Genomic DNA, 13561 nt, shown 5'->3' on the forward strand with positions numbered 1-13561 from the left:
AAAAGCATACCGATGTCTGGTGGCAATAGCGGAGAGGCCACACCTGTTCCCATGCCGAACACAGCAGTTAAGCTCTCCAGCGCCCATGGTAGTTGGGGCTTTGCCCCTGCGAGAGTAGGACGCCGCCAGGCATAAATATTTTTTCTTATAAGTAACATAATAAATGTTATTTACATTGTCGCGGGGTGGAGCAGTCTGGCAGCTCGTCGGGCTCATAACCCGAAGGTCGCAGGTTCAAATCCTGCCCCCGCAACCAATTTATTTTCTCACAACGTCGTTTTTACTTCTTCGCTAGAAAATGATAATAGTGCTTGAAAGAGTGCAACCAATTTATTTTCTCACAACGTTGATTATACATAGTGGTCCGGTAGTTCAGTTGGTTAGAATGCCTGCCTGTCACGCAGGAGGTCGCGGGTTCGAGTCCCGTCCGGACCGCCACTTACATATCAAACAATAATGACAAGCCTTAGGAAAAATTCCTAGGGCTTTATTTATGTCTGTGCAAAAGATAGACTTTAACAAGTAAACTGAAATAAAAGGGAGAAAGCACGGAATGTGAAAAAATCCATTCAATTGGAAAAACTTTTTCCTCTTATCATACCTCTCGACGTGACGCCTCCTTTTCTTTTTCTTACCCGTTTTGCTATGATAGAAATAACATTATAAACTGAGTGAGGAAATGCGAATGGATGAATTTTCTTTTATTCGATCCATTGCCCCGAAAGTGCATCGTCAATCCGGATTAATTAAAGGAATCGGCGATGATACGGCAGTGTTTCGACAACCGTATCAGGATATTGTAACAGCAGTGGATACCTTCGTAGAGGGCGTCCATTTCACCAGCCAAACAATGAAGCCTTACCATGTTGGCTATCGAGTATTAGCGGCAAATATAAGCGATATTGCCGCAATGGGGGGTACGCCTGCCTTTTATATGATATCTATCGTTATCCCGGAAGGATGGACAGAAGAAGGCTTGGCATCCATCTATAAAGGAATGGATGATCTCGCATCCTTGTATCATATCGATTTAATTGGCGGGGATACTGTCTCAGGTAAAGAATTATCCATATCTGTCACCATTATCGGTTATGTAGAACAGAATAGAGTACGGTACAGAAGCCATGCGAGAGAGAAGGATATCGTTTTTGCCACCGGCACTTTGGGTGACTCCTCGGCAGGGCTGTATTTGCTGACCAATGAAGATAGTCGTCTTTCGAAAGAGGGACGAAATTACTTGATCAACAGACATCGGATGCCGTCTCCGAGGGTTGCGTTTGCCAAATCTTTGCATGCTGTCGAAAGAGTCGCTTTAAATGATATCAGTGATGGGATTGCCAATGAGGCTGCAGAAATTGCGGAAGCATCTAATGTTTCTATTCATTTATATGACGAGCGGATTCCTGTTCATCAATGTCTTAAAGAGTTTAGCGGGGACCTGCAGCGAAAGTGGAGGCTTTTTGGTGGAGAGGATTTTGAGTTGATCGGAACGGTGCCAGAGCAAGATTGGCCCGCCATTGTAGCAGCAGCGGATAAGGAGAGGATTCCTGTCACAAAAATAGGCTTTGTAACCAGTCCGTCTTCTAAGGCAGGAAGTGTTGTATTACATAAAGGAAACCGCCAGACAATCCTAGACAAAGCAGGCTATACACATTTGAAATAGGTGAGAATATAAATGGAAGAGTTAACGATAACGACACAGACAGAGGCAGAAACAAGAAAAATAGGAGAGAGGCTTGCATTATTGCTGAAGCCCAATGATGTATTGACGCTTGAAGGGGACCTAGGAGCCGGAAAAACAACCTTTACTAAAGGGCTGGGTGCGGGTCTTGGAGTACGTAGAACGATTAACAGTCCCACTTTTACCATCGTCAAAGAATACACAGGCGAACTCCCGTTGTTCCACATGGACGTGTACCGTTTGGAAGACAGTGATGAAGACATCGGTTTTGATGAATATTTTCACGGCGGAGGAATCACAGTTGTCGAGTGGGCACATTTTATCGCTGATTTTTTGCCAGACCACCGTCTCGATATTGACATCCGGTTGAAAGGACAACAGGAACGGGAGATCACATTCTACCCGAGAGGACATCATTTTGAATCCATTTGTAAGGAGCTAGCTCGATGAATATACTTGCGATAGATACCTCCAACCAAGTAATGGGGATTGCCATCCTTAAGGATGGTTTGCTTGCCGGAGAATATACGACCAATGCCAAGAAAAATCATTCCGTTCGCCTGATGCCGGCGATCGACCAACTGATGAAAGAAACAGAGATGACACCGAAGCAGCTGGACCAGATAGTGGTGGCAAAAGGGCCCGGATCCTATACCGGTGTAAGGATTGGATTGACCACTGCAAAAACAATGGGATGGGCACTGAATATTCCGGTGACTGGTGTGTCAAGTTTAAAGGCACTAGCATTGCAAGCCCAGCTGACGAACGCGGCAATCTGTCCGTTTTTTGATGCCCGTAGAGGGCTTGTTTATACCGGTCTCTATAAAAACAAGGACGGGACCCTTACGTTAGAAGAAAATGAAGTGAACATTCTATTTACCGAGTGGTTGAAAAAATTGGCGGACCGTGGAGAACCGGTCGTGTTTTTAAGCCCGGACATCGAGTTGCATCGTCCGGTTATCACCGATTATATGAAGGATTTGGCCATCATTCCGGAACTCGTCAGCCATTATCCACGGGCTGGATATCTTGCTGAGGCCGGGGCAATGGAAGAATCGGAGCCGGTCCATGCTTTGACGCCAGAATACCTAAGGCTTGTAGAAGCAGAGGCCAAATGGCTGGAACAACAGGGGAAGAACTAATATGTCAGATACAATCATCAGGCAAATGAGGGTAGAGGATATAGATCAAGTCATGCAAGTGGAAGCAGTCAGCTTTGGAACACCCTGGACGAAGGATATTTTCGTAAATGAGTTGAAGGAAAACCCGTATGCCGTTTATTTCGTCATTGAAAAAAGCGGTACGGTTATCGGCTATTGCGGATTATGGGTCATTATCGATGAAGCGCAAATTACCAATATCGCGATTCTCCCGGAACACAGAGGAAAAAAGTACGGCCAGGCATTATTCCACTTTGTGATCAATCAGGCAGTTGCCTTGGGGGCAAAGCAGCTTTCCCTTGAAGTGAGGGTATCCAATCTGCCTGCTCAGAATATGTACAAAAAGTTCGGACTCGTACCGGGCGGCATCAGGAAAAACTATTACACAGACAATTTTGAGGATGCATTAGTAATGTGGGTGAAACTATGACAAAAAATGATGTATATATACTAGGAATAGAAACGAGCTGTGATGAGACAGCCGCGGCCATCGTCAAAAATGGCACGGAAGTTGTCTCGAATGTGGTTGCTTCCCAAATCGAGAGCCACAAACGATTCGGAGGCGTGGTACCAGAGGTGGCGTCAAGGCACCATGTCGAGCAAATTACCATGGTATTGGAGGAAACATTCCAACAGGCAAATATGACTGCTGAGGAAATGGATGCCATCACCGTTACGGAAGGACCTGGATTGGTCGGCGCACTGCTTGTAGGTGTCAATACCGCCAAGGCGCTTGCTTTCGCGAAACATAAACCATTAATCGGTGTCCATCATATCGCAGGGCATATATATGCCAATCGTCTGGTTAAGGAGTTCCGCTTTCCGCTATTGGCGCTCGTTGTTTCCGGTGGTCACACGGAATTGATCGTCATGCATGAGCATGGCTCTTTTGAAGTGATTGGTGAAACGCGCGACGATGCAGCGGGTGAAGCCTATGATAAGGTTGCCAGGACACTGAAACTGCCGTACCCCGGTGGTCCGCATATGGATCGCCTTGCTGCAGAGGGAGAAGTAAACATTGATTTTCCGAGGGCATGGCTTGAAGACGGATCGTACGATTTCAGTTTCAGCGGGTTAAAATCCTCCGTCATCAACACCCTGCACAATGCGGCACAACGCAAGGAGATTCTAAGGGATGAGGATGTAGCAGCCAGCTTCCAGGCGAGTGTTGTCGATGTATTGGCGGAAAAAACGTACCGAGCGGCACAGCAATACGATGTGAAACAAGTCATTGTAGCAGGTGGAGTCGCTGCCAACAAAGGATTACGGAAAGCGCTGAATACTAAGTTCGCCGATGCTAAACAGGAGTTGTTGATACCTCCTTTGGAGTTGTGTACAGATAATGCCGCGATGATCGCTGCAGCAGGCACAGTCGCTTACCAGCAAGGACATCGGGCAGGATGGGACTTAAATGCTAACCCGTCGCTTGATTTGGAACGATACGGAAAGAGAGAATCAAAGCAATAAGTATAGAAGCAAGGAAAAAATCTGTTCTCTGGGTGTGAGTAAGACTCAGTAGGGCAGATTTTTTGTTACAAGAAAGGTACTTATCAACAGGTTATCTTTCAATATGTGGAGAAAATTAACCGGGCATTGGGAGAGTAAGGGTGGGTATGTTGATAGTTTCTGTGGATAAGAGGAGGTTTCTGTGTGGATAATGGGGATAAAACAGTGGAAAACTTATTATATCGGTTTTGGTATGTGTGTAAGTATGTGTATAAGTCATTCTTTTAATTGGATTTAACATGTAGATTTAGTTAAGGGTTAGTTGAAATGGGTTTCGGATGCTTAGCACTGGGAAAAATAAACCGTCAATAAAGGATGGCACTTTTACAGGTGCCATCCTTTGTTAATTTTCATGTAGCTCTTCCCATTCTTCCATCAGCCTTTCCAATCGCAAATCCTGCTGTTCTTTTTCCTCCGTCAGCTCTAACGCTTTTTCGTGATCCTGATACACTTCAGGATCACATAACAAGGCATCGATTTCTTCCACTCGTTTTTCCACTGATTCGATTTCCTGTTCAATTTCCTGGATGCGGCGCTCTTTTCTCCGTTTTTCTTTTTTCAGTTCTTTTTCCTGCTCGAAAGTCGTCTTTGCAGCTGCTGCTGGCTGCTCGGGAGCATGTTCCTGCTCGTTCAGCTGTTGCAATTCATATTCCTCTTGTTTTTTATCAAGGTAGTAATCATAATCACCAAGATAAATGGTGCTGTTAGCAGGCTGCATTTCGATTACCTGTGTCGCCAGCCTGTTAATAAAGTAGCGATCGTGGGAAACGAACAGAATCGTTCCGGGGAAGTCGATCAATGCTGACTCCAGTACTTCTTTGCTGTCCAAATCAAGATGGTTGGTCGGTTCGTCGAGAATCAACAGGTTTGCCTTTTCCATCATCAGCTTGGCCAGAGCCAGTCTGGCTTTTTCGCCTCCGCTTAAGCTGGTTACATTTTTCAGCACGTCGTCTCCGGAAAACAGGAAGTTTCCCAGAACGGTACGGATGTCCTTTTCATTCGTCATCGGATACTCGTCCCAAAGCTCGTTTAACACCGTCTTGTTGGAATGCAGCCGGGTCTGTTCCTGGTCATAGTATCCGATTTGCACATTGGTTCCGATCTGAATGTTTCCTTTGGCTTGCTTCAAGTCGCCGACAATCGTTTTCAGCAGGGTGGTTTTACCGACGCCATTCGGTCCGACCAGGGCGATGCTATCTCCTCGGGAAACATCGAAGTTTAGATTGGAAAAGACAGGCTCGTCGCTATCCTCGTAACGGAACGCAAGGTCTTTTACTTTCAATACGTCATTCCCGCTGCGACGGTTGATATCGAATGCAAATTTGGCCGAGGACTCGTCACCCTGTGGCTTATCCAGCCGTTCCATTTTTTCCAGCTGTTTGCGGCGGCTTTGTGCCCGCTTTGTTGTAGAAGCGCGGACGATGTTTTTTTGGACAAACTCTTCCATTCTTTTAATCTCAGCCTGCTGCTTTTCAAATTGTTTTAAATCCCGTTCATAATTGGCAGCCTTCTGTTCCAAGTATTTGCTGTAATTCCCATGGTATTTCGTTGAATGGTTCCGGGATATTTCGTAGACGGTCTCGACCGTTTTGTCCAGGAAATAACGGTCATGGGAAACAATCACGACAGCACCGCTGTAATTGTTCAAATACCCCTCCAGCCAGGAAAGGGTTTCGATATCAAGATGGTTGGTCGGCTCGTCCAAAATCAGGATGTCCGGCTTGGATAAGAGCAGCTTGCCCAGTGCCAGGCGGGTCTTCTGACCGCCGCTCAGTTCTGCTATCGACGTGTCCCAGTCCTGTTCATAGAAATGAAGCCCGTTCAAGACGGACTTGATGTCGGCTTCGTATTGGTAGCCGCCCTCCATTTTGAAGGCCTGTTGTTTGGCGTCGTAAGCAGCCAGCAATTTTTGATAGGCGTCCTGGTCTTCAAGTACATCTGGATCACCCATTTTCAATTCCATTTCCCGAAGTTCTTTTTCCGTATCGACAAAGTGCTGAAATACGCCCAGCATTTCCTGCCAGATTGTCTGATCTGATTCAAGCCCCGTATTTTGGGCGAGATAGCCAAGCGTGGTTTCTTTCGGCTTGTGGATTTCCCCCTCGTCATAGGGCAGGATTCCCGCGATGATTTTCAACAGTGTCGACTTACCAGCACCGTTGCGGCCGACGACAGCAATTCGGTCATTGGTCTGCACTTCTAATTTTATATTGGATAAGATAAGCTCAGCGCCATATCTTTTTGTGATGTCATTGACTTGCATCAAAATCATTTTGTTCACCTCAATGCATTAAGTGTATCTTAATACTCTTTGCGGTGGCAAGCGACACAGCAATGCTCTCGGCGATTATTTTGCTTCATACCTTCCGTCGATTTCGGTAGAGAGATAGGTATGGAAAAGAATGTGAATAAAATCACGACTTATTGCTGAATTTTTGATAAACTAAAGAAGTTAAACAAAATAAGCAAAAGTACTTGTATAAAGGAAAGGCTTTTTTGCACTTTTTATCGTCATGCCGTCCAATTTGTTGGTAGAATCAACGGAATCATCCAACATCTCTTGGTTGTATAACGCTGCGGAAATACACTACGCTTTCCGCGGGCGGCTGGTGAGCCTCCTCGAGCTACGCTCTGTGGGGTCTCCCCTAGGCCTTTCCTCCCGCGGGAGTCTCCGTGTATTTCCTTCGCTGGTAATCTGCTTACTTTGTTAAAAGAAGCAACTGTTTCGTTTATAGACCCATAGCTGCCAAAGTACCATACGTTTAATCAAGTTGCTTGGCAAAGGCACTCGGTGGTAAGCGGAATATCCTGACGATAGGTCTTTCAGCATTCCATTTAAGCAGACTTTAGAAAACTGTCTGATCAAAAAAGATAACGGTTACGAAATGATATTATGTACAGGAGCTTCATAGCTGGTCATCGATTATCCGAAAAAGGCATCGATAAGCCTGATCGCTTCGTAAAAAGCGGACACAGGACAGAAGGGCAACTGTAAGGAGGATATGTATGAATAACGAGCAAAATAAAATACCACAAGCAACGGCAAAGCGCCTGCCACTATATTACCGGTTTATTAATAACCTGCACCATCAAGGGAAACTGCGCGTTTCTTCCAAGGAGCTGAGCGACGCGGTCAAAGTAGATTCCGCTACCATCCGCCGGGACTTTTCTTATTTCGGTGCATTGGGAAAAAAGGGATACGGCTACAATGTCGAATACCTGCTCAGTTTTTTCCGGAAAACCCTTGATCAGGATGAAGTGACCAAGGTCGCACTTATCGGTGTCGGGAACCTTGGAACAGCTTTTCTCCATTATAATTTCATGAAAAACAACAATACGAAAATTGAAATGGCGTTCGACGCCGATCCGAATAAAGTCGGTTCCGAAATCGGCGGGGTGCCGGTTTACCATGTAGATGATTTGGAAGATTATTTGCAAAACACGGCTGTCGCCATACTGACGGTTCCTTCCACAGAAGCCCAGGGAATTACCGAACGACTGGTCGAAGCAGGTGTCTCCGGTATCCTTAATTTCACACCCGCACGGATTACCGTTCCCGATCATATACGGGTGCATCACATCGATTTATCCGTCGAGCTTCAGTCATTGGTCTACTTCCTCAAGCATTATCCGCTGGAAGAAGAAGAGGGAGAGTAACCCTGCATACACTCTCGCGGAAAAGGGTATAGGTTTACGATTTACCGCAGACATATGGGGGTGGACGTATCAAGAAGATAGACTCCAAATGGCTGGTTGTCGTTTCTGTTTTATTTGGCACTTTCACCGTAATTTTAAACAACAGCATGCTGAACCCGACCTTGCCCCACTTCATTGAGTTCTTCGACTCCAATGCAGTGTCGGTGGGCTGGATTTTGACGATTTTCATGGTATCAATGGGGATGACGATGCCGCTGACTGGATACCTGGGCGATCGTTTCGGCAAGAAAAAGATCTATCTGATTGGTCTATCGATTTTCTTGGTCGGCTCGCTGTCTGGTGCATTGTCGCATACCTTGGGGATGATGATCGCCTCACGGGCAGTTCAGGGCATGGCAGGTGGCCTGATGATGCCGATTGCCATGGCCCTGATCTTCCAGGCATTTCCCCGGGAAGAACGCGGGCTCGCCGTCGGGATCTATGGAGTTGCCGCGATGGTGGCCCCGGCAATCGGACCGACGATCGGCGGCGTGATCATTGAATTATTACCGTGGAATTTTCTGTTTTTATTTAATATTCCGTTCGGACTTATCGGGTTGATTATATCCAGTAAATATTTGATTCCGACCAAGCCTGATCCGAATTTAAAATTCGACTTGGCCGGCTTCCTGCTGGTGACGGCTGGTGTCGGGGCGATTTTGTTTGCCCTCGGCAGGGGTTCGACATGGGAACTGTTGACACAGCCATTCAGTCTGCTCCTGATCGGCGGAGGCGTGACAGCCATTATCCTGTTCATTATCTATGAACAAAGACAAGAGCAGCCGTTGTTGGAACTGAGTGTTTTCAAAGTTCCCACCTATGCCGTTTCTATCGTAGTGACGGCGTCCGCATCGATTGGACTGTTTTCTGGTATTTTTCTATTGCCGCTGTTAATCCAGAATGTGTACGGATTAAGCGAAATCCAGACCGGATTGTTGTTTCTGCCAGCGGCTTTATGCAGCGGGTTGTTCATGACACTTGGCGGGAAATTGTTGGATAAAAAAGGACCGCGTTACGTGGTCCCGCCGGGGCTGCTGCTGTTAGCGGCTACCACCTTTGCCCTGGGAAACCTGCAGCTCTCGACACCATTTTGGCTGATATTGCTGATCAACACGGTCCGCGGTGCAGGACTTGGCATGTCCAATATGCCGGCGACCACCGCCGGGATGAATGCCATACCCGAAAGGCTGGTTGCCCAAGGCTCGGCAATGAACAACGTATTGCGGCAAATTTTTTCCGCCTTCGGAATTGTATTTTTCTCGATTTACTATGAAGTCAGAAGAGCACAAATTTCCGCTGTCAGCGGATTGGCCGGAGAAGAAGCGGCCTTGCAGGCAATCAATGAAGCCTTTATTTTTTCCTCGATATTGATGCTGATTGTCGTCCCGATCTCCTTTATCCTAAAAAGCAAACCGAACAATGAGACAAAAAACAGCTGACACGTGTCAGCTGTTTTTTTATGGCCGGAGCTATTTGTTCTTTTTCGACTTGTGGATTTTAAAATGCAGACCGACCAATCGGAAGGAAACGACAAAATCGAGCGTGGCGAAAATGGCCAGCAGGATCGTAATGAAGTTCCAAATCGTGTCTTCCACCGATTGTGCTGCAATATAGGTGAATACAGCTCCCATTGCAAAATACAAGAAAGCCATAAACAACGGGGATGTTCTCATAAATTGATTAGCCTCCAATTAAGATCATTTGCATTTTTTCCCATTGTTCAAGCATTTGATCAAGATCTTCCGGGTCCATACTGAACTGGGCGATGACCGTGATGGTGTTCATGGCCATATGAGTGATAATCGGAACGATGATCCGGTTGGTGTGCACATAAAGGAAGGCAAACACCAGTCCCATGCCCGTGTACGTTATGATGTGGGTGACATCCATATGGACAAGTCCGAAAATAATGGAAGATGCTAGAGCGGCGATGAAAAAGTTCGTCCGCTTGTACAAACTGCCAAAAATGATTTTTCGGAAAATGATTTCTTCTAAAATCGGTGCAATCAGAGCAGGAATGATAATGAAAATAGGAGCTGCTCTGGCAATTTCCATGATCTGCATGGTGTTTTCGGAACCCGGTTTGATGCCGAGAACCAATGTTTCTATGATGACAGCTGCATACTGCGCCATGTAAGCCATCGCGACTCCGAGTGCACTCCAGCCGATGATACCGCCGGCACCGGAAGCATTACGGTCACTGCCCTGCCGCATGTCCGGCCGTAATAACAGCAACGTGATCACAAGAGCGGCAACAAAACTGATGATGCTCCAGCTGACACTGAAGGTGAACCGATCTATGTTCAACTTATCGATCAACGGTACGAGAAAAGCTCCGGAAAGCTGCATGATTATATAGGTCATGATGACATACCAATATCGTTTAGGCACCTTAAACTACTCCTTCAAAAACAGATTTACTTTACTACATCATTGTACGTATTTTAACATACAATTAGAATAGTCATGTAATAGAAGGACTGAAGAGCTCCTGCTGCAGCCGTAGTGGAATGCTGGCGGGAGTACTTTTTTGCTGTCTGCAGGCCGTTCGTAATTTGTCGAAAAAATTTATAATTGCATTGCTTGCAAAATGAGATTGAATTGATTATTATAATAACTATGTTAGCACTCATCACTGACGAGTGCTAACAAACAAACCAATTAAATAACGGTTAGGGAGGGTTTCACACATGTTAAAGCCACTAGGTGATCGTGTCATTATTGAACTTGTCGAGCAAGAAGAAAAAACAGCAAGCGGTATCGTGCTGCCTGATTCTGCAAAGGAAAAACCGCAGGAAGGGAAAGTCGTTGCGGTAGGTTCTGGACGTATCACGGAGCATGGAGAAAAAGTTGCTCCAGAGGTAGCTGAAGGAAACCTCATCATTTTCTCGAAGTTTGCTGGTACAGAAGTAAAATACGAAGGTAAAGAATACTTAATTCTTCGTGAGAGCGACATTTTAGCTGTAATCAGCTAAGGAAGCGAAGGACCATTTACAATAACATAATTTTTAAAAGTTCAAGGAGGGCATACAAATGGCTAAAGAAATCAAATTTAGTGAAGACGCTCGCCGTGCGATGCTACGCGGTGTAGATACATTGGCAAACGCAGTAAAAGTAACATTGGGACCAAAAGGCCGTAACGTTGTACTGGACAAAAAATTCGGTTCCCCATTGATCACAAACGATGGTGTCACCATTGCTAAAGAAATCGAGTTGGAAGACCATTTCGAAAATATGGGTGCGCAATTGGTATCCGAAGTTGCTTCGAAAACTAACGATGTTGCCGGTGACGGTACGACCACTGCTACTGTGTTGGCTCAAGCAATGATCCGTGAAGGGTTGAAAAACGTTGCTTCCGGTGCTAACCCTGTCGGTGTCCGCCGCGGTATCGAAAAAGCGGTGGAAGTTGCAACCGAAGAACTTAGAAAAATCTCCAAGCCAATCGAAGGCAAAGATTCCATCGCACAAGTAGCGGCTATCTCTTCTGGCGACGACGAAGTAGGTAAGCTGATTGCCGAAGCGATGGAGCGCGTTGGTAACGACGGTGTTATCACGATTGAAGAATCCAAAGGCTTCAACACGGAGCTTGAAGTAGTAGAAGGTATGCAGTTCGACCGTGGATATGCATCTCCTTATATGGTTACAGACCAGGATAAAATGGAAGCTGTTCTTGAAGATCCATACATCCTGATCACGGATAAGAAAATCTCCAACATCCAGGAAGTACTTCCTGTACTGGAGCAAGTCGTACAACAAGGCAAGCCGCTTCTAATGATTGCTGAGGATGTAGAAGGCGAAGCACTTGCTACATTGGTAGTAAACAAGCTTCGCGGTACATTCAACGCTGTTGCCGTTAAAGCTCCTGGCTTCGGTGACCGTCGTAAAGCAATGCTTGAAGACATCGCTACCTTGACTGGTGCAGAAGTCGTAACCGAAGATCTTGGATTGGATCTGAAAAACACCAGCATTGAACAGCTGGGCCGCGCTTCTAAAGTTGTCGTAACCAAAGACAACACAACAGTCGTTGAAGGAAGCGGAGATCCAGAAAAAATCTCTGCACGTGTAGCACAAATCCGTGCACAAGTAGAAGAATCTACTTCTGAATTTGATACAGAAAAACTGCAAGAGCGTCTAGCTAAACTTGCAGGTGGTGTTGCTGTCATCAAAGTCGGTGCAGCTACCGAAACAGAATTGAAAGAGCGTAAACTTCGCATCGAAGACGCCCTGAACTCTACTCGCGCTGCAGTAGAAGAAGGTATCGTTGCCGGTGGTGGTACAGCACTTGTCAACATCTACAGCGCTGTAAAAGGATTGACGCTGACAGGCGACGAAGAAACAGGATCCAACATCGTGCTTCGTGCGCTTGAAGAGCCAGTTCGTCAAATCTCCCACAACGCTGGCCTGGAAGGTTCTATCATCGTAGAGCGCTTGAAAGGCGAAAAAGTCGGCGTAGGCTACAACGCAGCAAGCGGCGAATGGGTAGACATGGTTGAGTCCGGTATCGTCGACCCAACAAAAGTTACCCGCTCTGCCCTGCAAAACGCAGCATCTGTTGCAGCTATGTTCCTGACAACCGAAGCAGTAGTAGCAGACCTGCCTGAAGAAGAAGGCGGAGCTGCAGGCGGCGGTATGCCAGACATGGGTGGCATGGGCGGAATGGGCGGCATGATGTAATAAACACATCACAGTCCATTTTGTGAAGCTGATTAATGTATAAATAATTAAGAAAAGGACTACTTCCTGATCAAAGGGGGTAGTCTTTTTTGTGCTTTTAGAATTTGTATTTCAGGATTTTATGGAAAATCGAAAATATTTAAGATACAACCGAAGCTAATATCCAAAATCAAAATTATAAAGTTTTATTGGGAGAATTTATAGATTATAGTCACGATAATCGACTGATGAAGTTAGAAGAAATCATTAGTGGTCATGTAAAAGGATTCTTGAGAGAGTGCTGCCAAGGAAGAGGTGAAAGATAAATTTGAAGTTACATCGTATTAGGGCATTTTTTAATTATTTTTTCGAAGATGGGTTGGTCAATGAAGCAGGCGTTAAGTTACTATTTTAGTTTATCCGAAGCTAAAGAAGTATAGGAGATGGAAAAAAGATGCTTCGATTTTTAAGGAAGTTAAAGACGAAAATTCGAAAAGTGTAAAAGCTTCAATTTTCTTTGGGGAAGAAGGAGTATAACAACAATTTGCTTTATCGTTATTAAATTAAATATCTGCAATTCAGTTAAGAGGTAATTTGGCATTTGGCATTAGAAAAGCCACTTGCGATAACAGGAGATGGCTACACTATAAAGAAGTGATACAGTCCTATCACGAATCAAATCACAATAAAATATGTGAACACTTGATACCCTTTCATATTAATCTAAATAAGTGTGTAAAGGCGTATTAACTATATCCTTTTTTAGATGGGAAGTGTTCCAGCCTAGCGTGGATCGCCAAATAAGACGGCTGGGAAAATAAACTTGGTAAGTTATGCCTTAACTGATGCACAAATTAAAGATACC

At 45.4% G+C, this 13561-nt stretch carries 13 protein-coding genes, 2 tRNA genes and 1 rRNA gene; 12 read left to right on the forward strand and 4 right to left on the reverse strand.

Annotation, left to right across the window (positions count from 1 at the left end; translation table 11 throughout):
* The first annotated feature begins 15 nt into the window (after positions 1-15).
* From rrf to tsaD, 8 genes are all read left to right on the forward strand, one after another.
* Positions 16-131: ribosomal RNA gene (gene rrf / locus BLR82_RS13960) — 5S ribosomal RNA — on the forward strand.
* Positions 132-179: 48 nt separating this feature from the next.
* A tRNA-Met gene (locus BLR82_RS13965) sits at positions 180-256 on the forward strand.
* 105 nt (positions 257-361) lie between these two features.
* Positions 362-438: transfer RNA gene (locus BLR82_RS13970), tRNA-Asp, on the forward strand.
* Positions 439-685: 247 nt separating this feature from the next.
* Complete coding sequence (thiL, locus tag BLR82_RS13975; RefSeq protein ID WP_074600104.1) at positions 686-1663, forward strand: thiamine-phosphate kinase; 978 nt, start codon at positions 686-688, stop codon at positions 1661-1663.
* Positions 1664-1675: 12 nt separating this feature from the next.
* Entirely contained in the window at positions 1676-2131 is a 456-nt protein-coding gene (tsaE, locus tag BLR82_RS13980) for a tRNA (adenosine(37)-N6)-threonylcarbamoyltransferase complex ATPase subunit type 1 TsaE (RefSeq protein ID WP_074600105.1), read from the forward strand.
* A complete protein-coding gene (tsaB, locus tag BLR82_RS13985) occupies positions 2128-2823 on the forward strand; it encodes a tRNA (adenosine(37)-N6)-threonylcarbamoyltransferase complex dimerization subunit type 1 TsaB (RefSeq protein ID WP_074600106.1) in 696 nt (231 codons plus the stop codon). The genes tsaE and tsaB overlap by 4 nt, the downstream gene beginning before the upstream one ends.
* Before the next feature lies 1 nt (position 2824).
* On the forward strand, positions 2825-3271 hold the full coding sequence (gene rimI / locus BLR82_RS13990) for a ribosomal protein S18-alanine N-acetyltransferase (RefSeq protein WP_074600107.1): 447 nt from the start codon (positions 2825-2827) through the stop codon (positions 3269-3271).
* Positions 3268-4308 (forward strand): tRNA (adenosine(37)-N6)-threonylcarbamoyltransferase complex transferase subunit TsaD, encoded by a 1041-nt coding sequence (gene tsaD / locus BLR82_RS13995; protein WP_074600371.1) that lies wholly within the window; start codon positions 3268-3270, stop codon positions 4306-4308. Before rimI ends, tsaD begins: the two co-directional genes overlap by 4 nt.
* A gap of 382 nt (positions 4309-4690) precedes the next feature.
* On the opposite strand, the gene BLR82_RS14000 is transcribed toward tsaD, so the two are convergent.
* Positions 4691-6619, reverse strand: coding sequence for an ABC-F family ATP-binding cassette domain-containing protein (locus tag BLR82_RS14000; RefSeq protein WP_074600108.1), 1929 nt, complete (start codon positions 6617-6619; stop codon positions 4691-4693).
* Positions 6620-7353: 734 nt separating this feature from the next.
* Between BLR82_RS14000 and BLR82_RS14005 the strand changes: the two genes are divergently transcribed.
* A complete protein-coding gene (locus BLR82_RS14005) occupies positions 7354-8004 on the forward strand; it encodes a redox-sensing transcriptional repressor Rex (RefSeq protein WP_074600109.1) in 651 nt (216 codons plus the stop codon).
* A 34-nt stretch (positions 8005-8038) separates the two neighbouring features.
* Here the strand turns inward: BLR82_RS14005 and BLR82_RS21345 are convergent, their stop codons facing one another.
* Positions 8039-8179 carry a hypothetical protein gene (locus BLR82_RS21345; RefSeq protein WP_245693837.1) on the reverse strand — a complete coding sequence of 47 codons (141 nt, stop codon included), beginning with the start codon at positions 8177-8179 and terminating at the stop codon, positions 8039-8041.
* On the opposite strand from BLR82_RS21345, the gene BLR82_RS14010 reads away from it, so the two are divergent.
* Positions 8151-9482, forward strand: a complete 1332-nt coding sequence (locus BLR82_RS14010; RefSeq protein ID WP_245693826.1) for an MDR family MFS transporter — start codon at positions 8151-8153, stop codon at positions 9480-9482. The genes BLR82_RS21345 and BLR82_RS14010 overlap by 29 nt on opposite strands.
* A gap of 30 nt (positions 9483-9512) precedes the next feature.
* On the opposite strand, the gene BLR82_RS14015 is transcribed toward BLR82_RS14010, so the two are convergent.
* Both BLR82_RS14015 and BLR82_RS14020 read right to left on the reverse strand, forming a co-directional pair.
* The gene (locus BLR82_RS14015) at positions 9513-9716 is read right to left on the reverse strand and encodes a YdiK family protein (RefSeq protein ID WP_074600111.1); all 204 of its coding nucleotides are present in this window, start codon (positions 9714-9716) and stop codon (positions 9513-9515) included.
* 7 nt (positions 9717-9723) lie between these two features.
* A complete protein-coding gene (locus BLR82_RS14020) occupies positions 9724-10434 on the reverse strand; it encodes a CPBP family intramembrane glutamic endopeptidase (RefSeq protein WP_074600112.1) in 711 nt (236 codons plus the stop codon).
* A 299-nt stretch (positions 10435-10733) separates the two neighbouring features.
* Here BLR82_RS14020 and groES point away from each other — a divergent pair, with 299 nt between their 5' ends.
* Entirely contained in the window at positions 10734-11018 is a 285-nt protein-coding gene (groES, locus tag BLR82_RS14025; RefSeq protein ID WP_074600113.1) for a co-chaperone GroES, read from the forward strand.
* 58 nt (positions 11019-11076) lie between these two features.
* Entirely contained in the window at positions 11077-12717 is a 1641-nt protein-coding gene (groL, locus tag BLR82_RS14030) for a chaperonin GroEL (RefSeq protein ID WP_074600114.1), read from the forward strand.
* Positions 12718-13561: the final 844 nt, after the last annotated feature.

Origin of the sequence: Sediminibacillus halophilus, assembly GCF_900103695.1 — a bacterium.
GTDB lineage: Bacteria > Bacillota > Bacilli > Bacillales > Amphibacillaceae > Sediminibacillus > Sediminibacillus halophilus.

Excerpts from the sequence above, each read along its gene's own strand:
- BLR82_RS14000 (WP_074600108.1), bottom strand. The coding sequence starts at position 6,619 with ATGATTTTGATGCAAGTCAATGACATCACAAAAAGATATGGCGCTGAG.
- BLR82_RS14005 (WP_074600109.1), top strand. The coding sequence starts at position 7,354 with ATGAATAACGAGCAAAATAAAATACCACAAGCAACGGCAAAGCGCCTG.
- thiL (WP_074600104.1), top strand. The coding sequence starts at position 686 with ATGGATGAATTTTCTTTTATTCGATCCATTGCCCCGAAAGTGCATCGT.
- rimI (WP_074600107.1), top strand. The coding sequence starts at position 2,825 with ATGTCAGATACAATCATCAGGCAAATGAGGGTAGAGGATATAGATCAA.
- groES (WP_074600113.1), top strand. The coding sequence starts at position 10,734 with ATGTTAAAGCCACTAGGTGATCGTGTCATTATTGAACTTGTCGAGCAA.
- BLR82_RS14010 (WP_245693826.1), top strand. The coding sequence starts at position 8,151 with ATGCTGAACCCGACCTTGCCCCACTTCATTGAGTTCTTCGACTCCAAT.
- tsaD (WP_074600371.1), top strand. The coding sequence starts at position 3,268 with ATGACAAAAAATGATGTATATATACTAGGAATAGAAACGAGCTGTGAT.
- BLR82_RS21345 (WP_245693837.1), bottom strand. The coding sequence starts at position 8,179 with ATGAAGTGGGGCAAGGTCGGGTTCAGCATGCTGTTGTTTAAAATTACG.
- groL (WP_074600114.1), top strand. The coding sequence starts at position 11,077 with ATGGCTAAAGAAATCAAATTTAGTGAAGACGCTCGCCGTGCGATGCTA.
- tsaB (WP_074600106.1), top strand. The coding sequence starts at position 2,128 with ATGAATATACTTGCGATAGATACCTCCAACCAAGTAATGGGGATTGCC.
- BLR82_RS14015 (WP_074600111.1), bottom strand. The coding sequence starts at position 9,716 with ATGAGAACATCCCCGTTGTTTATGGCTTTCTTGTATTTTGCAATGGGA.
- tsaE (WP_074600105.1), top strand. The coding sequence starts at position 1,676 with ATGGAAGAGTTAACGATAACGACACAGACAGAGGCAGAAACAAGAAAA.